Here is a 23596-nt window from a genome sequence, read left to right as displayed (position 1 = left end):
CCCGGCGGAGCACCCGCGCCACCCCGCCGGGGAACGCTGCGGAGCCGGCGGCAGCCGGGAACTCCGTGGAGCCGGCGGCGCCGCGCCCCACCCCGCCGCCGTGCGGTGCGCCGGGCCTCAGTGGATCTGGCGGCGCACCAGTTCGTGGAACAACCCGCCCGCGTCCGCCAGCAGTTCGCGGGGCGGGCCCTGCTGGACGACGCGGCCGGCCGCCAGCACCACGACCCGGTCGGCGTCCATGACGGTGGACAGCCGGTGGGCGATGACCACGCGGGAGGCGCGCAGTTCCCGGGTGCTGCGGGTGACGATCGCCTGCGTCTCGTTGTCCAGCGCGCTGGTCGCCTCGTCGAAGAACAGCAGCCGGGGCCGCCGGATCAGCGCCTGCGCGATCATCAGGCGCTGCCGCTGACCGCCGGAGACCGTGCCCCCGCCGTCGGACAGCACCGTGTGCATGCCCATCGGCATCCGCTTGATGTCCTCCGCCAGACCCGCCATCGCCGCGGCCTGCCACGCCTCCTCCAGGGTGTACGTCTCGGCGCCGCAGATCGCCTCCAGCAGCGAACCGCTGAACGGCTGCGCGTTCTGCAGCACCACCCCGCACTGCCGCCGCACCGCCGCCTGGTCGAGCGCGGCGAGGTCCTGCCCGTCGTACAGCACGCTGCCGGCGGCCGGTTTGTCGAAGCCGATCAGCAGCCGCAGCAGCGTCGACTTGCCGCAGCCGCTCGCTCCGACCACCGCCACGAACTCGCCCGGCGCCACGGTGAACGACACGTCGTCCAGCACCAGCGGCCCGTCGTCGCCGTAACGGAACGACAGACCGCGTGCCTCGATCTCCCCGGTGAGCGCGCCGGGTTGGGCGCTGCCGCCGGCCACCTCCGGCACCTCGCGCAGCACCGGGCGCAGTTGCTCGAACATCGGCAGCACCGACACCGCAGACACCAGTGCCCCGGTCAGCTGGGTGGCCGCCGTCAGCATCATCGTCACCGAGGTGTTGAACGTCAGGAAGCCGCTGGGCGACAGCGTGCCGCGCGCCGGGCCGGCCAGCAGCATGAACATCGCCAGCGTGCACGTCGGCAGGTAGACCGCGTTGAAGACGGTCACCACGTTGCGCAACCGGCCCACCCGGCGCTGGAGTTCACGGCTGCGGGCGAACTCCCCGGCCCACGCCGCGTACGCGAAGCTCTCGGCCGCCGCCACCCGCAGCTTCGGCAGGCCGCGCAGCGTCTGGAACGCCTGGTTGTTCAGCTTGTTGTTCAGCACCGTCAACCGCCGCTGCCAGCGCACCTGCCACAGCCCCAGCACCAGGAAGACCGCCGCCCCGGCCGTCAGCATCGCCAGCGCCACCAGCGTCAGCGCCGGCGAGAAGCACAGCAGGACCACGAAGTTGACGGTGCCGACGGTCACCGCCTGCGCGGCGGTGGAACTGATCCCCGACAGCACCCGCCGGATCGCGCCGACCCCCATCGCCGCGCTCGCCAGCTCACCGGTGGACCGGCCGGCGAAGAACCGGGCCGGCAGCCTCAACAGCCGGTCCCACACGGCCGGTTGAAGGGACGCCTCGATGCGGCCCTCCATCCGCAGGATCGCCACGTTCTCCAGCAGCATGAACGCCGCCGACGCCACCGTGCACGCCACCACCGCCAGCGACACCTGGGTGATCAGCCCGCTCTCGCCGGCCGGCACGAACGACCCCAGCACCTGGCCGGTGGCCACCGGGATCAGCGCCCCCAGGGCCACCGACACCAGCGCGCCCAGCAGCATCCGGCCGCCGTCGGCCCGGGTGCCGCGCACCGCGAACCGCAGCAACCGCCAGCCGGCCAGCGGCCGTTCGGGCAGCGGCCGGTAGAACATCACCGCCAGCGGCTCGAAGTCGCCCGCGTTGTCCGGCCCGACCCGGAACCGGCGGCCCGCCGCGTCCACCGCCACGTAGCCGCCGCGCCGCCACAGCAGCGCGGCCGGCAGCCCGGAGCCGGCCCGGCGGCCCACCAGCGGGCCGCTGTCCTGCCGCCACCAGCGCCCGGTCAGCCGCACTTCGCGGATGCGGAACCGGGAGGCCAGCGCGATCCGCTCCACCGGGTCGAGCCGTTCGCCGTCCGCACCGCCCGGCGCGGGCGCCGACACCGCGACGCCGGCCGCCGAACCGACCAGCCGGCACACCGCCAGCGTCGCGTCGTCGGTGCCCGGCACCGGCCGGCCCGACCGGGTGCCGGAGCGGTCGATGGACGCCAGCAGCGTCTCGTCGGCCCGCCCGCGCGCCGCCTCACCGGCGCGCACCCCGGCCGCCGCCCGGTCCTCGTGGACCCGCTCGCGCTGCTCGATCCACCGGTCCAGGCCCAGCAGCAGCCGCGTGCCGTGGTCCACCATCCGCTGCCACACCGCCGGGTCGATCAGCAGGTCGGCGGCGGTCTCCGGGCCGTACTGGGCGCCGTAGGCCAGGCTGCCGGGGTCCACCCGCATCCACACCAGGCCCTCGTCGGAGGCGTCCTCGCTCTCCCCGCCGCCCGCCGTCGCCTCGAAGACGGTCCGCAGCCCCCGGCCCACGCCGCGCGCGAAGGCGTCCTCCAGCGCGCTCAGGCCGTACGGCTGCCCGGCGCCGTAGTCCGGCCGGTACGGCGGGACGGCACCGGTGTCCGCGTCGGCGCGGGCCAGTTCGCGCAACGGTACGCGGCGCAGCACCGCCTCGCGCGACGGGCGCCCGACCAGGGTGTGCCGCGGTCCTTCGACCGGGCCGAGCAGCAGCGAACCCGGCTCCAGCCGGCCCAGGAAGTGCCAGCGGCCCTCCTGCGCCGCGTCCACCGCGAACAGGTCCAGCGCCCCGGCCGCCACCAGCCACACCACGTGCGGCCCCTCAAGGCCCAGCGCGCCGCCGCTGGCGGTGTCCACCGGCGTGCCCAGCCCGCCGAGCGCCGCGATCACCTCGTCGACGGCCGGTGGGGCGACGGCCGGGGCGGCCGGGTCGCTCGGTGGAGTCGTCGTCACGTCAGTGCTCCTGGACCAGTCGCGCGTACGGCCCGCCGGCCGCCAGCAGTGCGTCGTGCCGGCCGCGTTCCACCACGGCACCGTGGTCCAGCACCACGATCTCGTCGCTGTCGCGGACCGTGCTGAGCCGGTGGGCGATCACCACGCAGGCGCAGCCGCGGCGGCGCAGGTTGTCGATGATGACCTGTTCGGTCTCCGCGTCCAGCGCGCTGGTCACCTCGTCCAGCACCAGCACGCTGGGCTGCCGCACCAGCGCCCGGGCGATCTCCAGCCGCTGCCGCTGGCCGCCGGAGAAGTTGCGGCCGTCCTGCTCGACCCGGGTGCGGATGCCGCCGGGCCGCCGGGAGACCGCGTCGAGCACCGCCGCGTCGCGCAGCGCCTGGGTGACCGCCTCGTCCGGGATCGAGGGGTCCCACAGCGCCACGTTGTCGCGCACCGTGCCCTCGAACAGGAAGACGTCCTGGTCGACGAAGGACACCGACGCCGACAGCGCGCCGCGCGGGATGTCCGCCAGCCGCCGGCCGTCCAGCAGGATCTCGCCCTCCCACGGCTCGTACAGCCCGGAGATCAGCCGCGACACCGTCGACTTGCCGCTGCCCGACCCGCCGACCAGCGCCACCTGCCGCCCGGGCCCCACGGTCAGCGAGAACCCGGTCAGCAACGGCTTGTCCAGCGGGCTGTAGCCGAACGTGACGTTGTCCAGCGTCACATGGCCGCGCAGCCGGCGGGTGTCGCCGTCGCCGGAGCGTTCCCGGGTCAGCGACGGGTCGGCGGGGAAACCCTCGACGTCCTTGAGCCGGCGCACGTCGGCGGCGAAGTCCTGCACCCGGCCCGCCACCCCGTTGAGCCGGGTGACCGGCGCGGTGAAGCTGGTCACCAGCGCCTGGAACGCCACCAGCAGGCCGATCGAGACGTTGCCCTCGACCGCGCGCAGCCCGCCGATCAGCAGGATCAGCGCGCTGTTGAGCGCCGCCAGCGTCGGCGCCACCACCGCCAGCGCGGCGCTGGGCACCCCCAGCCGCTGCTGCCCCTCCAGCGTGGTGGCGTGCTGCCCGGCCCAGCGCCGGAAGTAGCCGTTCTCACCGCCGGTGGCCTTCATCGTCTCGATCAGCTGGAGGCCGCTGTAGGAGGTGTTGGTCAACCGGGCGCTGTCGGCGCGCAGTTTCTGCGTACCGGTGCCACGCAGCCGCACCACGACGCGCAGCGCCAGCACGTTGAACAGCGCGATGCCGATGCCGATCAGGGTCAACTGCGGGTCGTACGCCCACAGCAGCACCGCGTACAGCACGACCACGACCAGGTCGACGCCGGCCGAGGCCAGGTCGCGGGCGAGGGTCTCGGCCACCGAGTCGTTCGACTGGAGGCGCTGGACCAGGTCGGCCGGGCTGCGCTGGGCGAAGAACGTCACCGGCAGCCGCAGCAGGTGCCGCAGGAACCGGGCGCTGCCCAGCGTGGAGGAGATGATCCGGCCGCGCAGCAGGTTGGCCTGCTGGGTCGCGGTCAGCACCACCGTCAGCGCGGTCAGCGCCGCCATGGAGGTGAACAGCACCGGCAGCAGCGAGGTCTGGCCGCCCAGCAGGAACAGGTCGATGTAGGTGCGGCTGAGCGCGGGTTGCGCGGCGCCGACCACCACCAGCAGGAAACTGGCCAGCAGCGCGGCCAGCATGGTCCCCGAGGTGCCGCGCAGCCGGCCCGGCACCGCGCGGGCCACCCCCGGGCGCCGCCCGCCGCGCCGGAACCCCTCGCCGGTGCCGAAGACCAGCGCCACCCCGGTGAAGCTGCCGTCGAAGTCCTCGGCCGTCACCGAACGCCGCCCGCGTGCCGGGTCGTTGAGCCGGTAGCTGGTGCGGCCGAAGCGCCGGGTGACGCCCTCGTAGACCACGAAGTGGTTGAACTCCCAGAACAGCACGGCCGGCGCGGTCACCTCGGCGAGCGCGGCCGGCTCCATCTGCATGCCCTTGGCTTCCAGGCCGTAACTGCGGGCGGCCTTCAGGATGTTGCTGGCCCGCGAGCCGTCGCGCGAGACGCCGCAGGCGATCCGCAGCTCCTCCAGCGGCACGTGCCGTCCGTGGTGGGCCAGCACCATGGCCAGCGCCGCCGCGCCGCACTCGACGGCCTCCATCTGGAGCACCGTCGGGGTCGTCACCGGCCGGCCGGCGGGCCTGGGCGCGGCCGGCGGGCGGTGCCGGGCGCGCCGGCCGACCGGCGGCGGGGGCGCGGGCCGGTGCCGGGCGCTCACGGCAGGATCCAGTCGGCGGGGTGCTGCGCGGCCAGGTGCACCGAACCGCTCACCGGGGTGCCGGACTGCGGGGCGCCGGACGGTCCCGGGCCGCCCGACCAGGCGTAGCCGGACCGCGTCGCGGTGGAGCGCCGCAGCCGCACCAGGACGGCGACCGGGGCGCCGCCGGGGTCCAGCACCCGCGCCAGGTCCGGGTCGCCGAGGAAGTCGCTGATGTCGGTGCGGCTCTGCGGGGTGCGGCCGACCGACACCACGGTGCCGCTCAGCGTGCCGCCGGGGTGGGCCGGGACGCCGGCCACGGTCAGGTCGACGGCGGCACCGGCCGGGATGGTCGCCGCGGTGTCCTGCGGCGCGTACAGCACCGCCAGCAGCGGGTCGGCGGGGCTGTCGACGCGCTCGACGGTGACCAGGTCGGCGCCGGTGGCCACCACCGCGCCGATCCGGGCGCCGACGGTGGTGATCCGGCCGGTCGCGGGCATCCGCACGGTGTACGTCCGGCCGGCGTCGGCCACCGCCAGGACGGCGGCGCCGCGCGGCAGGGTGGCGCCCAACTGCGCGTGGACGGCGGTGACCTGGCCGGGGTACGGGCTCTGGACGGTGAAGCCGCCCTCGCCGTGGGTGAGGGCGCCGGCGGCGGTGGTCCGGGGCGTGACGGTACCGGCGACGGCCCACCAGGCGCCGGCGGCCATCAGTACGACGGTGACCGCCAGCACCAGCCAGCCCTGCGGCCGGGCGAAGCGCACCGGTACGTCGAGTTCCTCGGGCGACTGGAGCTTCGCCAGCGCTTTGTGCCGGAACTGCACGGAAGCGTTCCTCCGACTGCGTTTCGACGGAATTACCGCTGCCGCCCGGAATGGCCGGGGACAGCACCCATGGGACCCCGGAAAGTGAATTCCGGGGCCCCATGGCCGACTCTGCGGTATTTTTATGTATCGCGTGCGCCGGTAAATGCTCCGGGCCGTGCGGCCCGGCCGTTCATGCGTTCCTGATCACAGACCCAGCGGGCCGGTGACCTGGGTCGGCAGGGCGCCGGTCACGGTGTTCAGCGTGCCGGAGACCGGGAGGACACCGTCGAGGGTGCCCACGACCGGCGCGAGGGTGGTGTTGAGGTCAATGCCCAGCACGCCACCGGAAATGTTGTCCAGGTCGCTGTCGGCAATCTCGCGGGTCTCGACCTGCGGGGTGAAGTCGCTCATGGCGCGCTTCCCTTCTTGCTGTTGGCGGTTGTCACGGGTGGCCGGTCCGGCGGCAGTCCGAATCGGCCGTGCAACGGCTGTGATCATGCGGCGCCCGTGGCCCGGGAACCGGTTTTTCATCTCCGTATGGTCCGGGATCAAAGCACGATCAACGCCGGAGATTCCAGTTGGGACGCCGCCGGCCGGGCCCGTTTCGATATTCCTTCGTGACACACCGCGCCGCTTTTCACCGGTCGGTGACCGGACCTTCACACCCCGATGGGGAACACATGGGGAGCGGTCGCCGCCGACTCGGACATAACGGGTCCAACGTCCCGCGATTCGGTGAGGATATGAGATTCCGTCAGGTTGCTGTGCGGCTTCTGCAAGCGGAATGTGCGGTACCGCCATGGCAGGCAGACCGGCGGAAGACCCGGATAGCCGGACAGATCGCCACGTATGCCGGTATGCGGAAGAGGTGATTCCGGTCAGCCCCGGAGGGCGGTTTCCGGCCCCGGCGCGCGGTCGTCGGGGCAACGGCGCGACTGCCGGGACCGAGGCGTGGCCGGCGGCCCCGGCGCGCTGCTGCCGGGGCCGGCGCGGTCACATCTTCGCGGCGCCGGCCGCGATGGCCTCGCGGATGCGGTGGTAGGTGCCGCAGCGGCAGATGTTGCGGATCTCGTCGAAGTCGGCGTCGGTCAGCGAACGCCCCTCCGCCCGTGCCTGCTCCACCTTGGCCACCGCGGTCATGATCTGGCCGGGCTGGCAGTAGCCGCACTGGGCGACGTCGGTGTCGATCCAGGCCTCCTGCATCGGGTGCAGGTCCTGGCCGGAGGTGGCGGCCAGCCCCTCGATGGTGGTGACCTCGTCGGACTCCCCGAGCGCGGAGACCGGCACCGAACAGGGGTTGAACGCCTTGCCGTTGAGGTGGCTGGTGCACGCCATGCACACCCGGAGCCCGCAGCCGTACTTCGGCCCGGTGACGCCGAGCACGTCACGCAGGACCCACAGCAGCCGCACGTCGTCTTCGATGTCGACGCTGACCCGTTCGCCGTTGAGGATGAAGGAGTGAGTGGGCACGGGGGCTCCTAGGAGACGTGGTCGAGGCCGTCGGTGGGGGACTGGGGGATCGGGGGCACGGTCGGCAGCGGCGTGAAGCCCAGCGGGCCGTCGTGGTTGACCGGGAAGGCGGTGGGCATCGAGCCGGTCGCGCGGGTGTAGGCGCAGGCGGCCGAGGCCATGGCGGCGGCCACCCCGAACTCGCCCGCGCCGCCCGGCACCCCGGTGGTCGGCGGCATCACGGTGATGTCCAGCTCCGGCGGGGTGTTCCACTGCCGGGTGTAGAAGTAGTCGTCCCAGCTGCCCTCCTGGAAGTACCCGTCCGTCAGGTGCAGGCTGGAAGTGAGCGCCATCGCGATGCCGTCCATGATGCCGCCCATCATCTGGGCCCGCAGGCCGGTGGGGTTGACGGCCAGGCCCACGTCGACCGCGCACACCACCTTGGTCACCCGCGGGCCGGTGCAGGCGTCGGTGATCTGCCGTCCGGTGGTGGCCGGACGGCAGTCGATCTCGGTGAGCACGGCGACCGCGCCGTGGTACTCGGTGTGGATCGCGATGCCCTGCGCGGTGCCCGGCTCCATGGCCCGGCCCCAGCTCCCGTCCAGCGCGACCTTCTCCAGCACCGCGCGGGTGCGGTCGTCCTTCAAGAACGCGTCCCGTACCTGGTACGGGTCCTTGCCCAGCGCCTCGCCGATCCGGTCGACGACGAGTTCCTGCGCGGTGCGCACGTTGGGCGAGTAGATGTTGCGCATGCTGCCGGTGTTGAAGCCGGTGTCGACCTCGTTGAGCAGCTGCGTGGTGACCCCGAAGTCGTACGGCGACTGCTGGGTCAGTTCGAAGACGGTCTCGGAGAACGTGAGGTCGCCGACCGGGAGTTTGGCGGCCAGGGCGGTGATGATCTCGCCGAGGCCGTGGCTGAAGTCGGTGCTGACCGAGGTGTGCCGCTGCTCGTAGGTCAGCACCTGGCCCAGCAGCACGGTGGCCCGCACCCGTGCGGTGGACATCGGGTGGGTGCGGCCCTGCCGGAACTCGTCGGTGCGGTGCCACATCAGCTTGACCGGCTTGCCCATCGCCCGGGAGACCACGGCGGCCTCCACCGCCGCGTCCGGGAACAGCTTGCGGCCGAACGACCCGCCGGACTGCGTGACATGAACGGTCACCGACGCCACCGGCAGCCCCAGCTCCGCCGCGATCGCCTCCTGCGCCACGATCGGCGACTTCAGCCCCGCCCACACCTCGGCGCTGCCCGAACGCACGTCGGCGACGGCGCAGTTGGGCTCCAGGGCGCTGTTGCTGGCGAACCAGAAGGTGAAGTCGGCGTCGATGGTCTTCGCCAGCAACGGCACCGCCGGCACCAGCAACGGGATCTCGGCCGCCCGCAGTTCCTTGAGCACGTCGGCGTCCGACCTGCCGTCCTCGGTGCCCGGCCCCCACGTCACCTCCAGCGCCCGCACCGCGTCGACGCACTGGCCGAAGGTCCGCGCGCGCACCGCGACACCGGTGGAGACCACCGCGACGTCGGTGACGCCCGGCATCGCCGCCACCGCCGCGGTGTTGGCGACCGCCTTCACGGTGCCGTTGATCGTCGGCGGCCGGCACACCATGGTCGGCAGCGCGTCCGGCACCGCCAGGTCCATGGCGAACTGCTTGCGGCCGGTGACGATGTCGCGGGCGTCGATCCGGCCCTGCGGGGTGCCGATGACGGTGAACCGCGACGCCGGCTTCAGCGTCACCGCGACCGGCTCGACGCCGGCGCCGGCCGCGCGCACCGCCAGCTCGCCGTAGCCCACCGACCGGCCGCCGCTGCCGGTGATGACGCCGGCCTCGACCGTCAGGGTGTCCACCGCGTCGCCCAGCACCTGCGACGCGGCCCTCAGCAGCCGGCCGCGGGCCACGCTGGCGGCGACCCGGATCGGGGTGTAGGTGGAGATCGTGGTGTTGGAACCGCCGGTCAGCTGGTTGAACAGCAGCTCCGGGCGGGCGTCGGCCAGCGTGACGGTGATCTTGTCCAGCGGCAGGTCCAGCTCCTCGGCGATCAGCATCGCGCTGGAGGTGGTGATGCCCTGGCCGACCTCCGCGCGCGGCAGCGCGAAGGACGCCGTGCCGTCCGCGTTGACCGTGACGGTGATCAGCCCCGACGTCGGCAGCGCGGCGTCGGTCAGCAGGTCGTTGAGGTCGTACAGCTCCGACGGCTGCGGCAGCGTCGGCAGCCCGGCGGCCCGCGCGGTCTGCGGGGCCAGCGCCGTCCCCCCGATCTGCGCCGCCGCCACCAAGGTCGGCGCCGCCAGGACGTATCCGAGGAACCGCCGCCGCCCCGGATGCTGCGGGCCGGGTTCCTCCGGCCTCGGCGGCCGGCTGTACTGGGTCATGGGCGTCCTCCCGGCGAGCTGTTGAGCGTGCGGCGCGACGGCGCCGTGCGGTCATCATCAGCGGGCCGGGCCCGGCTCCACCAGCGCCGGGGGATGGAGTTGTTGTGAACGGGGCCGGGAAAGGCGGGTGTTGGCGGGGGCGGGGAGCAGGGGACGCTGGCGAATCCGGTGCACGGGGGCGGTCCGCGGCGGCGTGCGAGGCGCTTGCCCGGCGGCGCGGACAGCGGATACCGGTTCGCGTCCGCACGGAGGCACGAAGCCGCCCACCTCACCCCGCCCGCGCCCCGCACCGGCTACGAGCTACGTCCCGCGCCCCGCACGTTCCGGCTACGCCCCACTTCCCGGACCGGCTACCGCTACGACGTCGGCGTGGCCGGCGGAGGATCGCAGCGGGACCGTCACCCGCTCCACGCCCCGCACCCGTTTCCGGCCACCGCTGCCGCTACGTCGTCAGCTTCGCCATCCGCATGACCGCCCAGCGGACCATCACCGCGGTCACCACCGCGTCGCCGATCAGTGCGGTGAGCACCGACGCGACCGTGCCGGCGTGCAGTGCCACCACCAGCGGGATCACCAGGGTGACGACGCCGACCAGCGCGCCCGCCCCGTACCAGGCCAGGAACACCAGCGGGCCCATGCTGCCGGTGGGCGACGAGGACGCCGGGCTGAACAGCAGGTTCTGCTTGGCGGCCCCCCGGCAGGCGTTGACCAGCGCGGCGCCCACCAGCGGCGGCACCACACCGGGCGCCAGCAGGGCCCGTACCCCGGCGCCCTCGGCCAGCAGCGCCCACAGCACGGGCACCGACAGCAGCAGCCCGAGCAGCACCGGTACCGCGGTGTGCCGCAGCATCAGGTCGCGGAACGGATAGGGCGCCCACGCGCCCCGCCGGGTGTCGTCGGTCTCCAGCCGCGCCGGTTCCACCAGCTGCGTCAGCGACCAGTAGGCGAACGCCAGCGCCACCGCCGACGCCAGCAACCCCGGCGCGCCGTGCGTGCCGGCCGCCAGCACACCGCCCAGCACCGCCGGCACCGCCATCACCACCGCCCGGCCCAGCCGCCCCGGCACCCGCAGCAGCGCCAGCGTGTCCCGCCACGGCACCGCCAGCCACGTCCGGCGCGGCGCCGGCAACCGCCAGCGCGCCCCCGGCGCCTCACCGGACGCCGCCGCGACCACCTGCCGCGCCGCCCGGAACTCCGTGGTGCCCAACGCGTTGATCACCCCGGTCGCCGTCCGCGACCGCTGCCGTACCACCGACAGCGCCAGCCGGCCCACCGTCCGGTCGGCCGTCACGACCAGCGCCAGCGCCAGCACCACCAGCGCCACCGCGGCCACCCCGCCGCCCGGCACCGCGGCCCGGGTCGGGGACAGCGCCGCCATCCCCGCCCAGCCCCACGGCCCCGACCACAGTTCCGCCCGCTCCAGGCCCGGCAGCCGGTGCCCGCCGACCGCCAGCACGGCCTGCGCCGCGAGGCCCACGACCAGCAGAGCGCCGTACGGGAAGAGCCGCCGTACCCACAGCGACGCGCGAACGCTGCCCTCCACCAGCACCGCGATCCCCGCCGCCAGCAGCGGCACGCCCGCGCAGCCCACCAGGCACCAGCCGAACCCGGCCGCCAGACCGACCCGGCAGGTCAGCCCGAGCACCACCATGCCCAGCGCCGCCACCAGCACGCCCAGCGCCGCCGACACGCCCGCCGACGTCCACCACCACGGGCGCAGCACCCGCGATACCCGCACCGGCTGCGCCAGCAGCCAGTCGACGCTCTCGCGGGCCGGCACCACCGGGCCGCGCCACACCGCGTCCCGGGCCATCAGCAGCATCCAGCCCAGCCCGACCGCGCACGCCCCGGACGGGATCGCCGCCAGTACCGCGGGACCGTGGCCGCTGAAGTCGGCACCCTCGGACTGCTGGAGGAAGTAGCCGGTGCTCGGCAGCGCCACCCACACCCCGATGAGCAGCAGCACGCAGTAGACGACGTAGCCGACCTGCCCGGCCCGCTTGCGCCGGTGCGGCGAGCGCACGTCGCGCAGCAGCGCCAGCGCCTCCGTCGTCCAGTCGTCCTCCTCCGCCCAGTCCGCCGCGCGCTCCTCGCCGGTCTCGGTCACCGCGCTCACCGGGCACGCTCCGCGGCAGCCGCCCAGGTGGTGCCGTCCGGGCCGGTCGACAGCACCTTCGACGGCTTGCCGTCGGCCACGACACGGCCCTCGGACAGCACGATCACCCGGCTGGCGACGGCGGCCGCCAGTTCGCCGTGGTGGGTGACCAGCAGCACCCCGACCCCGCTCTCGGTCTCCGCCGCGATCAGCTCGGCCAGCCGGCGCCGCGCGCCCGGGTCGAGCCGCTGCTCCGGTTCGTCCAGCAGCAGCAGGTCCCGTGGCCGCACCAGCGCCGCCGCCAGCAGCAGCGACTGCAACTGCCCGGACGACAGCGCCCCCGGCAGCGACCGGGCGTGCTCCGACAGCAGCCGGTCGGCCAGGATGTGGTCGATCCACTCCTCGGCGTCCTCCACCCCGTGCGCGACCGCCACCAGCTGGAGGTGCTCACGGACGGTGAGGTCGGGGTAGCACGCCGCGGTGTCGCCGACCACCGCCACCCGGGCCCGCACCCGCGGGTCGTTCTCGTTCATCGGCATGCCGTCGAACGACACCCGGCCGGTCGTCGGCCGGTCCCGGCCGGCCGCGATCCGCAGCAGCGTCGACTTGCCGGAGCCGTTGTGGCCCAGCAGCGCCACGCACTGCCCGGCCGACAGCGACAGATCGGTCTTCGCCAGCGCCTTGCGCTGTCCGAACACCCTGCTGACACCGGTAAGTTGAAGCAGTGGTGGTGCACCCATGAGGCCGGGCCCCTTCATCAACCGCGGAAGACGACCTGACACCCGCCCCGCCTCCGCGGTCCCCTGGGCCGGCCACGCCATTGTCCACTCCCCGCGGCCCCCCGATCCACCCGCCCCGGAACCGCCCGGCCCCGGCAACCGGGGAAACCGGCCCGGAGGCGTTCGCGGAACGGTCCCGCAACGGCCCGGGAGACGGTGGTGGAACGGCCCCGGAGCGGTCGCGAAGCAGCCTCGGGGCGTCCCCGGGGCAGCGCGGCGCAGCCGTGGGACGACGCTGTGCCGGTGGGAGACCGCTCCGCCCGGGGCCGGGGAGCGGGCGCCGGACCCGGCGCGACCCGGGGTGACCCGGCGGAACCACGGGGAACCACGCGGGACCACGATGGCGTCGGCGTCCCCTGCCGGGCGAGGGCCCCGGGGTGAGCACGCCCCGGGCCGGGCGCGGCGCCGGATATCGGGTGGCGGGCCCGGCGGCCCGGTGCTGCAATGCCCGGGTGGATGATCAGCGGATACTCGCCCTGTACGACCGGCAGCTGCGCCGCGCCGCGCCCCCGGACGGTCCCGGCCACCGGGTCGAGCGGGACGGGCCGGTGGTCCGGCAGACCGGCCCCACCGCCGACAGCTGGAACGCGGTGGTCTGGTCCGCCCTGGACGCCGGCACCGCGGACGCGGCGATCGCCCGCCAGGTGGCGTACTACGCGGGCCTGGGCCGTACCGTCGAGTGGAAGCTGTACTCCCACGACACGCCCGCCGACCTGGGCGAACGCCTGGTGGCCGCCGGATTCGAGCCCGGTGCCCCGGAGACGCTGATGGCCGCCGACGTCCACCGGCTGCCCGCCGGGCCCCCGGCGCCGGACGGGATCACCCTGCGCGCGGTCACCGACGAGGCCGGGCTCGACCTGGCCGTCGCGGTGCACGAGCAGGCCTTCGGCACCTCCGGCGCCCGGTGGCGGGAGGCCATGCGGGCCGGGCTGGCCGAGCGCCCCGGCGTCTACCACATCACGCTGGCGATGGACGGCGACCGGCCGGTGAGCGCCGCCCGTCTGGAGCTGTACCCGGGTACCGACTTCGCCGGGCTGTGGGGCGGCGGCACGGTCCCCGGACACCGCGGCCGTGGCATCTACCGGGCGCTGATCGCCCACCGCGCCCGGATCGCCGCCGCCCGCGGCCACCGCTACCTCCAGGTCGACGCCTCCCCGGACAGCCGCCCCATCCTGCGCCGCCTCGGCTTCACCCCGCTCGCCACGACCACGCCGTACCTGCGCCAGGCGTGAGAGGCGGGTCCGCGGGCGGTACGTCCGGCGGCGGGGGCCGACGCTCACGCGGTGCGCAACGGCCGGCGGGGGAGGACGCTCCCGCGGTGGGCAGTCGCTGACGGGGAGGACGCTCCCGCGCTGCCCCCGGCCGCCGTACGACGCCGAGGCTCACGCGGTACGCCCGGCAGCGGTGGGCGGCGCTCACGCGGTACGCCCCGCTGTCGCAGGACCCTCACGCCGTCCGCCCCGCAGCCGCCGCAGGAAGCTCACGCGGTGAGAACCGCGGACGCCGCAGGACATCACGCCGTCCGTCCCGCAGCCGCCGCAGGACCCTCACGCGGGCAGCTCCCGCACCACCCGCGCCGGACTGCCCACCGCCAGCACGCCCGGCGGCAGGTCGCGGGTGACGACCGCGCCGGCGCCGACCACGGTGTCGGCGCCGATCGTCACGCCGGGGCAGACGATGACGCCGCCGCCCAGCCAGACGTTGTCGCCGACGGTCACCGGCACCGCGCGCTCCCAGCCCTCGCGGCGCCGCCGGGCGCCGAGTTCGTGGGTGGACGTCAGCAACTGCACGTTGGGGCCGATCTGGACGTCCTCGCCGACCGTGACCGGCGCGAGGTCGAGGAAGACCGCGTTGAAATTGACGAACGTCCGGGCGCCGAGGGAGATGTGACGGCCCAGGTCGCAGTGGAACGGCGGCCGGACCCGGACGTCCTGGCCGACCGAACCGAGCAACTCGGCCAGCAGCGACCGGTGTTCGTCCGCCGTGACGCCGGCCGCGTTGTAGGCGTCGCACAGCGCGGCCCGCCGTGCGGAGGCCGCGGCGATCTCCGGGTCGTCCGGCCGGAACCACTCACCGGCCAGCATGCGCCGCTCGTTCTCGCCCATGTCATGCCTCCCGCCGTACCGTCGACCGCCGGTGCTCCCCGGCCCGGTGCCCGGACCCGCCGGTGTCGCGTCGTGCCCGGGGCGACCGGTCAGCAGCAACGGCCGCGGCCGTACCGGACGATACGCCGCGGGCCCCGGCGGGCCCGCCCGGCGACACGCGGTCGGCCGAGCCGGGGACCACCGGGTTCCGCCGGAGCCGGAGCCGGCGCGGGCGGCGGCGTGGCGCGGCCGGCCGCCGCACGCCTGGTGCCGGCCGTCAGGCGACCACCACGCCGCCGGTGGCGGTGGAGATGCCGAGCGGGGTGCTGCCGACCAGTCGCAGGGTGGCGGTGTCGACGGCGTCGACCGTGCTGGAGGCGTTGGTGCCGACCCAGACGGTGGTGCCGGTGACCGTCAGGCTGGTCGGCACGTGGTTGACGGTGACGCGGCCGGCCACCCGCAGCGAGCCGGCGTCGAGCACCGTGACGGTGTCGTCGCCGGAGCCGGTGACGTACACCCGGGAGCCGTCGGGGCTGACGGCCGCCTGCCACGGGGTGCGGCCCACCCGGACCTGGTCCAGCACGCGCAGGGTGTGCGCGTCGAGCACCGACAGGGTGTCCTGCCAGGTGTTGACGACATAGAGCCGGCTGCCGTCGGGGTGGACCGCGACGCCGCCGGCCCGGGCCTGGCCGGTGAGCAGGGCACGGGTCCGGCCGCTGCCGGCGTCGAGCACCGACAGGCCGTCGTGGCAGGTGGCGTAGACCGTCGCGCCGTCGGGGGAGACCGCCACCCACCGCGGCGACTGTCCGGTGGTCCAGGTGCCGGTGACCGTGTCGGAACCGGTGTCGATGACCGACAGCGTGCGGGAGCCGCCGTCGCCGGTGTCCGGGCCGGTGTCGGCCACGTAGACGCTGCGGCCGTCCGGGGAGGCGGCCAGGCCGTGCGGGTAGACGCCGGTGGTGACCGTCGAGGTGATGGTGCCCAGGCCGGTGTCGAAGACGGAGACGTTGTTGGCGCCGGAGTTGCTGATGTACAGCTTGCCGCCGTCCGGGGTCCTGGTGATCGCGATCGGGTTGGCGCCGCCCTTGACGCTGGCGACCAGCTGGTGGGTGGCCGGGTCGATGGCGACGACGGTGAAGCTGACGATGCCGGTGGCGTAGACGTGTTCGCCCAGCACCGGGGCGATCGGCGGTACGGCGTCCTGTATGCCGGGGAAGCTGGTGCCCGCGGTGCCGTGCGGGAAGTCGCCCTTGTGGTTGGTCTCGTCCTCCACGATGCGGCTGCGCGGCGTCGGCAGGTCCCGCACGCGGGCCCGCGGGGCCGGCGGCGCGGCCGGGGCGGGGACCGTGGCGCGGGCGGCGGGGCCCTCCTGGTGCGGCGGGGTCTGGAAGGCGCCGGGCAGCGGCGCGGGCGGCAGCGTGGCGACCTCCCCCTCGGCGGCCCAGAACGCCTGCCGGGTGGTCGGCAGGCTCGGGAAGACGCGCGCGGGGCGGAAGTTGAAGGCGGAGGTCAGGTCGCCGAAGGTGCGCCGGCGCCAGTCGCTGATGTTGGTCTCGCGCACCCCGGTCAGCCGTTCCAGGAACCGCAGCACCGAGGTGTGGTCGAACGGTTCGCTCGCCACGTAACCGCCCTGCGTCCACGGCGAGACGATGAAGCACGGCACCCGGATGCCCGCGCCGATCGGCAGGCCGCCGACGAACTCGTCCGGGGTGCCGGGCGGCGGGGTCGGCGGGACGACGTGGTCGAACAGGCCGTCGTTCTCGTCGTAGTTGAGGATGAAGACGGTCTTGCGCCACAGGTCGGGGTTGGCGGCGACCGCGTCGATCTGCCGGGCGGCGAAGTCGGCGCCGGCGGCCGGCAGGTAGGCGGGGTGCTCGCACTGGCCGGCGGTGGGGATGATCCACGAGACCGTCGGCAGCCGGTCGTTGAGCGCGTCCTGCACGAACTGGTCGGCGGGGCCGATGGTCATGCCGTGCTCGTAGAGCGCCTCGCCCGGCCGGCTGTCCTGGTAGGCCTGGAAGAACTCCAGCGGGTTGCACCCGTAGTCGTCCTCCTGCTGGTAGACGTGCCAGGAGACGCCGGCCCCGGTCAGCCGCTCCGGGTAGGTGGTCCACCGGTACGGCGCCGGGACCACGTTGCTGGTGATCGGCCCGCCGGCCAGCCCGCCGGGGTCGATGGTGCCCGACCAGTGGTAGAGCCGGTTGGGCCAGGTCGGGCCGAGCAGCGAGGAGTGGTAGCCGTCGCACAGCGTGAAGGACTCGGCCAGCGCGAAATGGAACGGGATGTCGGCCCGTTCGTAGTAGCCCATGGTGTAGGGGCCGTTGGCATCACCGTCGGCGGCGCGGTGCGCGGGCAGCCAGTTGTCCATGGCGCCGCCGTTCCACGCCTCGTGCTGCACGGTCCAGGCGTGGCTGGTGGACGGGATGGCCTGCGCGCCGGAGGTGGTGGTGTCGAGGTGGAACGGCAGCAGGTAGCCGTCGGGGTTGCCCGGGTCCGGCTGGTAGAAGACCGGGCGGCCGGTGGACAGCGTGACGGCGTCCGGGTCGTCGAAGCCGCGGACGCCGCGCAGGGTGCCGAAGTAGTGGTCGAAGGAGCGGTTCTCCTGCATGAGGATCACCACGTGCTCGATGTCGTCCAGCGAGCCGGGCCGGGCGGGCGCGTCGGCCATCGCCCTGCGCAGGTTGGGCGGCATCAGGGTCTGCGCGGCGGTGAGCGCCCCCACGCCCATGGCACCGGTGAGCAGCCGTCTGCGCGAGAAGTTCGTCATGACCACCTCTGTGTCGGGGATCGGTAACGCCCATCACCACACACCGTGTCGCGCGGCTGAACAAGAGCTCAACGTGTCGCCAACATCACGCTCCGTCAACCCGTTGGGCGTGAAGGCGCCTTGACAACGATGACATCGCGGACCGGCTCCCCCACGGCAACGACGCACCGCGATCCGCCCGTACGGGTGAGCGGCGGCCGCGTTCCCCGGGGGGATCGTGACCGCCGCTGACCCGGCCGGTGCCGGAGGCCGGCGTGGCGTCGGACGGGGTGGCCGGATTCAGACCGTCCGCGAACCGAACAGCTGGCTCGCCCAGTCCTGCCCGGCCGCCAGTCCCGGCGGGGTGGCGAACAGCCCGCCGGAGACATGCTCGATGTACTCGTTGAGCTTGTCGTGCTGCCCCAGCACCCGCTGCAACGTGACGAACTGGCCGGGGTCCTTCATGTAGGCGATGAAGAACAGCCCGCCCAGCAGGTCGCCGGTGACCGGGTCGATGCCGTCGGTGTAGGAGTAGCCGCGGCGCAGGATGCGCAGCCCCTTGTTGTTCTCGTGCGCCGCCAGCCGGATGTGCGCGTCGGCGGCGATCACGTACGTGCCGTCCGCCTTCGCGGTGAAGTCCGGCGTGTCGCGTTCGGCACGCCCGGTCAGCGGCGCCCCGGAGGACTTGTCGCGGCCGAAGACCTGCTGCTGGTCGCCCAGGCTGTCGCGGTCCCACGCCTCCAGCAGCATGCGGATCTTGCGGCTGACCAGGTAGGACCCGCCGCGGATCCAGCGCTGCGGCTCCTCGGCGCCGATCCACACGTGCTGGTCCATCAGCGCCGCGTCGGTGGTGTCGATGTTGCGGGTGCCGTCCTTGAACCCCATGAGGTTGCGCGGGGTGGCCTGGGACGGCGACGTCGAGGAGGTGCGGCCGAAGCCCAGCTCCATCCACCGCGGGTTGAGCACCCCGAACGCCAGCCGCCGCAGGTTGCGCACCGCGTGGAAGGCCACCTGCGGGTCGTCCGAGCACGCCTGCACGCACAGGTCGCCGTCGGAGGCGGTGGCGTCCAGGTCCTCCCTCGGCAGGTACGGCAGCGGCTTGAGCGCCGACGGCCGCCGGCCCTTCAGCCCGAACCGGTCGTCGAACAGCGAGGGGCCGTAGCCGACGGTGATCGTCAGCCGTCCCGGCGTCAGGCCGGCCGCCTCACCGGTGTCGTCCGGCGGCGACTGAAGGTCGCCGGGGTGGCCGGGCACCCCGGCGCCGCGGGTCATCGCCTCGGCGGCCGCGGTCCAGGTGCGCAGCAGGGCCGCCAGCGCGGCGCGGTCGGTGGTGGCCGCCACGTCGAACGAGGCGAAGCACAGCCGGTCCTGCGCCGGGGTGGCGATGCCGGCCTGCCGGGCGCCGTGGAACGGCACGGTGGCCGGCTCGGCGGCCTCGGCCCGGTGACCGGTCGCCAGCACCGCGCCGCCCGCGCCGAGCGCCGCGCCGGCCACCGCGGCGCTGACGCCCACGGTGCCCAGCAGCCGGCGCCGGCTCACCGACGAGGGCGCCGGTGCCGGGGGTGCCGCCGGTTCGGCGCCGGACCGCGGCGCCGGACCGGTCACCGCTGCCGGTGCGTGCCGCGCCGCCGGGTCATGGGAGTCCGTCATGGCGTCAGGCGACCTTTCCGGCGACCTGGGAGACCGACTCGGCGTAGGCGTCGACGACCTGGGAGAGCGTCCGGCGCTGCGCGCTGGTGACGGTGGCGTAGTCGACGTAGCCGCTGTCGAGGTAGCCGGGCTTCGCGGCGTACGCGGCCAGCGCGGTGGCGGTGGCGGCGTAGCGCCGGGCGATCTCGGCGGCCAGCGACGGGTCCTTGGCCTTCAGTACCGGCAGCAGCACGTTCACCGCCTCGTTGGCGCCGTCGAGGTTGCCCTTGAAGTCGAGCAGGTCGATGTGCGAGTACCGCTCCTCCTCGCCGGTGATCTTCGACGACTGGATCTCGTTGACCAGGTCGGTGGCGCCGTTGGCGATCTCGGCGGGCTGGTACTCCACCGTCTTCACCTGCGTGTACAGGCTCTTGACGTCGGTGTTGAGCCGGGTGGCCAGCGGGGTCATGCCCTTGAGGGACTTCTTCTGCCAGATGGCCTGCTCGATCCGGTGGAAGCCGGTGAACTGCGCCGGGGTGGCGGCGTCGTCGACGCGGCCGTCGATGCGCCCGTCGAGGTCGCCCCAGATCTCGGCGGTCGGCTCGACGCGCTCGTAGTGGACGCGGGCCCGGCCGTAGTCCAGCTTCGCCTTGGCCAGGTCGCCGGCCTTGACGTCGTCGGTGAACGTCTGCGTGGTGCTCACCAGCAGCTTGACCTGGCCGTCGATCCAGGAGGCGTAGCCGGTGGTGGCGGCGACCAGCTTCGGGTCGTCCTTCCAGCTGTGCGTGCTGGAGCCGCTGACGGTGAAGGTGCTGCGGGCGTGGCCGGCGCCGGGGCACCACACCTGGTAGGTGCCGGCGGTCAGGGTGAGGGAGAAGTCGCCGGACAGCCCCGGGGTCAGGTTCTCCTTCTCGCCCAGCATCTTGCCGCTGTCCTGGAGCTCGACCTCGGTGACCTTGCCGGAGTCCTTGTTGCTGACGTTGAACTTCACCGGGCCGGCCGGGACCTTCGCCGGGGTCGGCGCGCATCCGGCGTCGGTGATGGTGACGGCGACCTCGGCGGTCTTCGCCGACGCGTCCTTGCCGTCGGCCCCGGCGGCGGCCGACGACGTGCCGGAGCCGGAGCCGCCGCAGGCGGTCAGCAGCAGGCCGGCCGCGGCCACGGACGCGGCACCGGCGATCAGGCGGCGGGAGAAGGCGGGCGAGGTCACGGGATGCTCCTTGGTGGGAACCGCACACGGGCGGGACGGAACGCGCGTCGGGCGCGGCGGACGAACGGTGGCCGAACGGGGGCCGAAACGGTGGGGCGGGCGCCGGGCGCGGCGCCGGTGGGAGGGAGCCCCGCCGTACGGGCCGGGCCCGCGGGGTCAGGTGGTCTCGGCCGGGGCGGGGGACTCGGCGGCGGACCCGGCCGGTGCGGCGGCGCCCGGTGCGGCGGCCGGGGCCGGGGTGCGGCGGGCGGCCGGCCACAGCACGACCGCGGCCATCGGGACGGCGTAGACCAGCCAGCCGGCCACCATCGGCCAGGTGGGGAACGGCTGGATGCCCAGCACGCCGGTGAGGACCGAGGCGACCGGCGTGCCCTGCCGCACCAGCCACGACAGGTCGAACGCCTGGGCGCCGGAGCTGATCCAGCCGCCCTCGAACGCGGTCATGATGGCGGTGGAGACCAGCCCGGCGGCCACCAGCACCAGCACCACGCCGGTGATCCGGAAGAAGCGGGAGAGGTTGATCCGCAGGCCGCCCTTGTAGATGCCGTAGCCGATGCCGGCCGCCACCAGGATGCCCAGCGCGGCGCCGGTGCCGCTGTACAGCGCGTTGTGCGACTCGTTGAAGGTGGCCAGCAGGAAGACCGAGGTCTCGAAGCCCTCGCGAAGCACCGCCAGGAACGCCATGGTCACCAGCGCGGACGCCGAGCCCTGGCTGAGCGCGCGGCCCGCCGCGCCCTCCAGGTCCTTGCGCAGGTCGCGGGAGTGGCGGCGCATCCACAGCACCATGTAACTGACCATCACGACCGCGATCGCGCCGACCACCGTCTCCAGCTGCTCCTGCTGGGTGGTCGGCAGCTGGCTGGAGAAGATCTGGAGCCCGGCGCCGACCGCGACGCAGATCAGCACGGCCGCGGCGACGCCGATCCACACACCGCGCAGCGCGTCCCGCCGGCCCTGCTGGCCGAGGAAGGAGGCGATGATGCCGACGATGAGGGCGGCCTCCAGTCCTTCGCGGAGTCCGATGACGAACGTGGGGAGCATGACGGCCCTTCCGGTGCCGGACCGAAGCCCGAACGACTTAGGAAAACCTAACCATGGTTAGGCGACCCTTATTAGACCGGATGGACCGGGGGCCGCGTCAAGACCGCGCGCGTCACATCCCGGCGTTCTAGGGTTCTCCACATGAGTGGACATTTCGACGTCGTCGTACTCGGCGCCGGCCCCGGCGGCTACACCGCCGCCGTCCGCAGCGCCCAGCTGGGCCTGACCGTCGCCGTGGTCGAGGAGCGCTACTGGGGCGGGGTCTGCCTCAACGTGGGCTGTATCCCGTCCAAGGCGCTGCTGCGCAACGCGGAACTCGCCAGCCTCTTCCAGCACGAGGCGAAGACCTTCGGAATCCGCGCCGAGGGCCCGGTCACCTTCGACTACCGCGTCGCCCACGACCGCAGCCGCACGGTCGCCGACGGCCGGGTCAAGGGCGTGCACTACCTGATGAAGAAGAACGGCATCCAGGAGTACACCGGCCGCGGCACCTTCACCGACGACCACACCCTGTCGGTCGCCACCACCGACGGGAACACCCACACCGTCACCTTCGGCCACTGCGTCATCGCCACCGGCGCCACCACCCGCCTGCTGCCCGGCACCTCACTGGGCGAACGCGTCGTCACCTACGAGGAGCAGATCCTCGACGCCGAACTGCCCGCCAGCATCGTCATCGCCGGCGCCGGCGCCATCGGGGTGGAGTTCGCCTACGTGCTGCGCGCCTACGGCGTCGAGGTCACCCTGGTGGAGTTCCTGGACCGTCTGGTGCCGCTGGAGGACGAGGAGGTCTCCGCCGAACTCGCCAAGCGGTACCGCAGGCTCGGCGTCAACGTGCTGACCTCCACCCGGGTCGAGGCCATCGACGACTCCGGCGTCCCGGTCCGGGTCCACGTCTCCACCGGCGGCCAGCGCCAGGTCCTGGAGGCCGACAAGGTGCTCCAGGCCATCGGCTTCCAGCCGCGCGTCACCGGCTACGGCCTGGAGAACACCGGCGTCGGCCTCACCGAACGCGGCGCCATCGCCGTCGACGGCCGCTGCCGCACCAGCGTGCCGCACCTGTTCGCCATCGGCGACGTCACCGCCAAGCTCATGCTGGCGCACGCGGCGGAGTCGATGGGCGCCATCGCCGCCGAGACCATCGCCGGGGCCGAGACCATGGAACTCGACTACGTCATGATCCCGCGCGCCACCTTCTGCCAGCCGCAGATCGCCAGCTTCGGCCACACCGAGGCCCAGGCCCGCGCCCTCGGCTTCGACGTCCGCGTGCAGAAGTTCCCGTTCACCGCCAACGGCAAGGCCCAGGGCCTCGGCGACCCGGCCGGCTTCGTCAAGATCGTCTGCGACGCCACGCACGGCGAACTCCTCGGCGCCCACCTCATCGGCCCCGAGGTCACCGAACTCCTGCCCGAACTCACCCTCGCCCAGCAGTGGGACCTCACCGTCCACGAGGTCGCCCGCAACGTCCACGCCCACCCCACCCTCGGCGAGGCGGTCAAGGAGGCGGTCCACGGGCTGGCCGGGCACATGATCAACCTGTAGCGCGGCACCGAACCGCCGCGCCGTGCCCGCGGCCCACCGCCGGCCCCCGGCGCCCGCCGGCCGGTCCCGGGCTGGCGGCGCCACGGTGCCCGTCCCGCCGCCGGCGGCCGGCGTCACTCCCCGATGTCCTCGAACCACAGCTCCGGCCGCGCGGTGACGAACGCACCCATCATCGCCACGCACGCGGCGTCGTCCAGCACCGTCACCGCCACGCCCTGCTCGGCGAGCCAGTCGTGGCCGCCGTGGAAGGTGGCCGCCTCACCGATCACCAGGCTGCCGATGCCGAACTGCTTGACCAGCCCGGAGCAGTACCAGCAGGGCGACAGCGTGGTGACCATCGTGGTGCGGCCGTAGCCGCGCATCCGGCCGGCGGCGCGGAACGCGACGGTCTCCGCGTGCAGCGACGGGTCGTCGTCCTGCACGCGGCGGTTGCGGCCGCGGCCCAGCAGCTCGCCGTCCGGCCCGAACAGCGCGGCGCCGATCGGGATGCCGCCCTCCGCGAGCCCGGCCCGCGCCTCCTGGACCGCCACCGCCAGCTGGGACGCCGCGTCCTGGTACACCTCGTTCATGGGCGCCAGCCTGCCGGTTGGCCGACCCGGTCCGCAACCCGGGGCCGCCGGACGTCCCCGGCGGCCCCGGCGGGTGCCGC

The 23596-nt window shown here is 74.1% G+C and carries 16 protein-coding genes and 1 pseudogene; 2 read left to right on the top strand and 15 right to left on the bottom strand.

Features of this window, described 5'->3' with window-relative positions; translation table 11 throughout:
* Positions 1 to 117: 117 nt before the first annotated feature.
* The 8 genes from POF43_RS26460 to POF43_RS26425 all read right to left on the bottom strand — a co-directional run bounded on the left by POF43_RS26460 (position 118) and on the right by POF43_RS26425 (position 12656).
* Positions 118 to 2979: an NHLP bacteriocin export ABC transporter permease/ATPase subunit gene (locus POF43_RS26460; protein WP_271323894.1), complete on the bottom strand. Its 2862-nt coding sequence runs from the start codon at positions 2977 to 2979 to the stop codon at positions 118 to 120.
* 1 nt (position 2980) lies between these two features.
* Complete coding sequence (locus POF43_RS26455) at positions 2981 to 5218, bottom strand: NHLP family bacteriocin export ABC transporter peptidase/permease/ATPase subunit (RefSeq protein WP_372516129.1); 2238 nt, start codon at positions 5216 to 5218, stop codon at positions 2981 to 2983.
* Positions 5215 to 6021, bottom strand: a complete 807-nt coding sequence (locus POF43_RS26450; protein ID WP_271315352.1) for an HlyD family efflux transporter periplasmic adaptor subunit — start codon at positions 6019 to 6021, stop codon at positions 5215 to 5217. Before POF43_RS26450 ends, POF43_RS26455 begins: the two co-directional genes overlap by 4 nt.
* A gap of 186 nt (positions 6022 to 6207) precedes the next feature.
* Entirely contained in the window at positions 6208 to 6414 is a 207-nt protein-coding gene (locus tag POF43_RS26445; RefSeq protein ID WP_271315351.1) for a type A2 lantipeptide, read from the bottom strand.
* Positions 6415 to 6996: 582 nt separating this feature from the next.
* A complete protein-coding gene (locus tag POF43_RS26440) occupies positions 6997 to 7473 on the bottom strand; it encodes a (2Fe-2S)-binding protein (RefSeq protein WP_271315350.1) in 477 nt (158 codons plus the stop codon).
* 8 nt (positions 7474 to 7481) lie between these two features.
* Positions 7482 to 9821 (bottom strand): molybdopterin cofactor-binding domain-containing protein, encoded by a 2340-nt coding sequence (locus POF43_RS26435; protein ID WP_271323892.1) that lies wholly within the window; start codon positions 9819 to 9821, stop codon positions 7482 to 7484.
* Between the two features lie 442 nt (positions 9822 to 10263).
* Positions 10264 to 11937 carry a hypothetical protein gene (locus POF43_RS26430; protein WP_282704787.1) on the bottom strand — a complete coding sequence of 558 codons (1674 nt, stop codon included), beginning with the start codon at positions 11935 to 11937 and terminating at the stop codon, positions 10264 to 10266.
* Entirely contained in the window at positions 11934 to 12656 is a 723-nt protein-coding gene (locus POF43_RS26425; RefSeq protein WP_271318658.1) for an ABC transporter ATP-binding protein, read from the bottom strand. Before POF43_RS26425 ends, POF43_RS26430 begins: the two co-directional genes overlap by 4 nt.
* A gap of 491 nt (positions 12657 to 13147) precedes the next feature.
* On the opposite strand from POF43_RS26425, the gene POF43_RS26420 reads away from it, so the two are divergent.
* Positions 13148 to 13927 carry a GNAT family N-acetyltransferase gene (locus POF43_RS26420; protein ID WP_271323593.1) on the top strand — a complete coding sequence of 260 codons (780 nt, stop codon included), beginning with the start codon at positions 13148 to 13150 and terminating at the stop codon, positions 13925 to 13927.
* 315 nt (positions 13928 to 14242) lie between these two features.
* On the opposite strand, the gene POF43_RS26415 is transcribed toward POF43_RS26420, so the two are convergent.
* The 6 genes and pseudogenes from POF43_RS26415 to efeU form a co-directional block, all read right to left on the bottom strand.
* Positions 14243 to 14800: a sugar O-acetyltransferase gene (locus tag POF43_RS26415; RefSeq protein ID WP_271323594.1), complete on the bottom strand. Its 558-nt coding sequence runs from the start codon at positions 14798 to 14800 to the stop codon at positions 14243 to 14245.
* A 256-nt stretch (positions 14801 to 15056) separates the two neighbouring features.
* Complete coding sequence (locus POF43_RS26410; protein WP_282704789.1) at positions 15057 to 15956, bottom strand: beta-propeller fold lactonase family protein; 900 nt, start codon at positions 15954 to 15956, stop codon at positions 15057 to 15059.
* A 189-nt stretch (positions 15957 to 16145) separates the two neighbouring features.
* A pseudogene (locus tag POF43_RS26405) lies at positions 16146 to 17546 on the bottom strand (alkaline phosphatase family protein); the annotation flags it as partial.
* A gap of 279 nt (positions 17547 to 17825) precedes the next feature.
* Positions 17826 to 19175, bottom strand: a complete 1350-nt coding sequence (gene efeB, locus POF43_RS26400; protein WP_271316616.1) for an iron uptake transporter deferrochelatase/peroxidase subunit — start codon at positions 19173 to 19175, stop codon at positions 17826 to 17828.
* A 4-nt stretch (positions 19176 to 19179) separates the two neighbouring features.
* Positions 19180 to 20364: an iron uptake system protein EfeO gene (efeO, locus tag POF43_RS26395; RefSeq protein ID WP_271316617.1), complete on the bottom strand. Its 1185-nt coding sequence runs from the start codon at positions 20362 to 20364 to the stop codon at positions 19180 to 19182.
* Between the two features lie 156 nt (positions 20365 to 20520).
* Positions 20521 to 21405 (bottom strand): iron uptake transporter permease EfeU, encoded by an 885-nt coding sequence (efeU, locus tag POF43_RS26390; RefSeq protein WP_271323595.1) that lies wholly within the window; start codon positions 21403 to 21405, stop codon positions 20521 to 20523.
* Positions 21406 to 21546: 141 nt separating this feature from the next.
* On the opposite strand from efeU, the gene lpdA reads away from it, so the two are divergent.
* Positions 21547 to 22947, top strand: coding sequence for a dihydrolipoyl dehydrogenase (gene lpdA, locus POF43_RS26385; RefSeq protein ID WP_271317496.1), 1401 nt, complete (start codon positions 21547 to 21549; stop codon positions 22945 to 22947).
* A gap of 113 nt (positions 22948 to 23060) precedes the next feature.
* On the opposite strand, the gene POF43_RS26380 is transcribed toward lpdA, so the two are convergent.
* The gene (locus tag POF43_RS26380) at positions 23061 to 23516 is read right to left on the bottom strand and encodes a nucleoside deaminase (protein ID WP_271323596.1); all 456 of its coding nucleotides are present in this window, start codon (positions 23514 to 23516) and stop codon (positions 23061 to 23063) included.
* Positions 23517 to 23596: the final 80 nt, after the last annotated feature.

The sequence above is a fragment of the Streptantibioticus silvisoli genome (genome assembly GCF_027947535.2).
Taxonomy (GTDB): domain Bacteria; phylum Actinomycetota; class Actinomycetes; order Streptomycetales; family Streptomycetaceae; genus Streptantibioticus_C; species Streptantibioticus_C silvisoli.
Note: the sequence above shows the minus strand (reverse complement) of the source record. Positions and strands in the feature narration are given on the sequence as shown.

Bases quoted from the DNA above. Each gene is read 5' to 3' on its own strand.
- POF43_RS26380 (WP_271323596.1), bottom strand. From the start codon at position 23,516: ATGAACGAGGTGTACCAGGACGCGGCGTCCCAGCTGGCGGTGGCGGTC.
- efeU (WP_271323595.1), bottom strand. From the start codon at position 21,405: ATGCTCCCCACGTTCGTCATCGGACTCCGCGAAGGACTGGAGGCCGCC.
- POF43_RS26425 (WP_271318658.1), bottom strand. From the start codon at position 12,656: ATGGGTGCACCACCACTGCTTCAACTTACCGGTGTCAGCAGGGTGTTC.
- POF43_RS26435 (WP_271323892.1), bottom strand. From the start codon at position 9,821: ATGACCCAGTACAGCCGGCCGCCGAGGCCGGAGGAACCCGGCCCGCAG.
- efeB (WP_271316616.1), bottom strand. From the start codon at position 19,175: ATGACGGACTCCCATGACCCGGCGGCGCGGCACGCACCGGCAGCGGTG.
- POF43_RS26445 (WP_271315351.1), bottom strand. From the start codon at position 6,414: ATGAGCGACTTCACCCCGCAGGTCGAGACCCGCGAGATTGCCGACAGC.
- lpdA (WP_271317496.1), top strand. From the start codon at position 21,547: ATGAGTGGACATTTCGACGTCGTCGTACTCGGCGCCGGCCCCGGCGGC.
- POF43_RS26415 (WP_271323594.1), bottom strand. From the start codon at position 14,800: ATGGGCGAGAACGAGCGGCGCATGCTGGCCGGTGAGTGGTTCCGGCCG.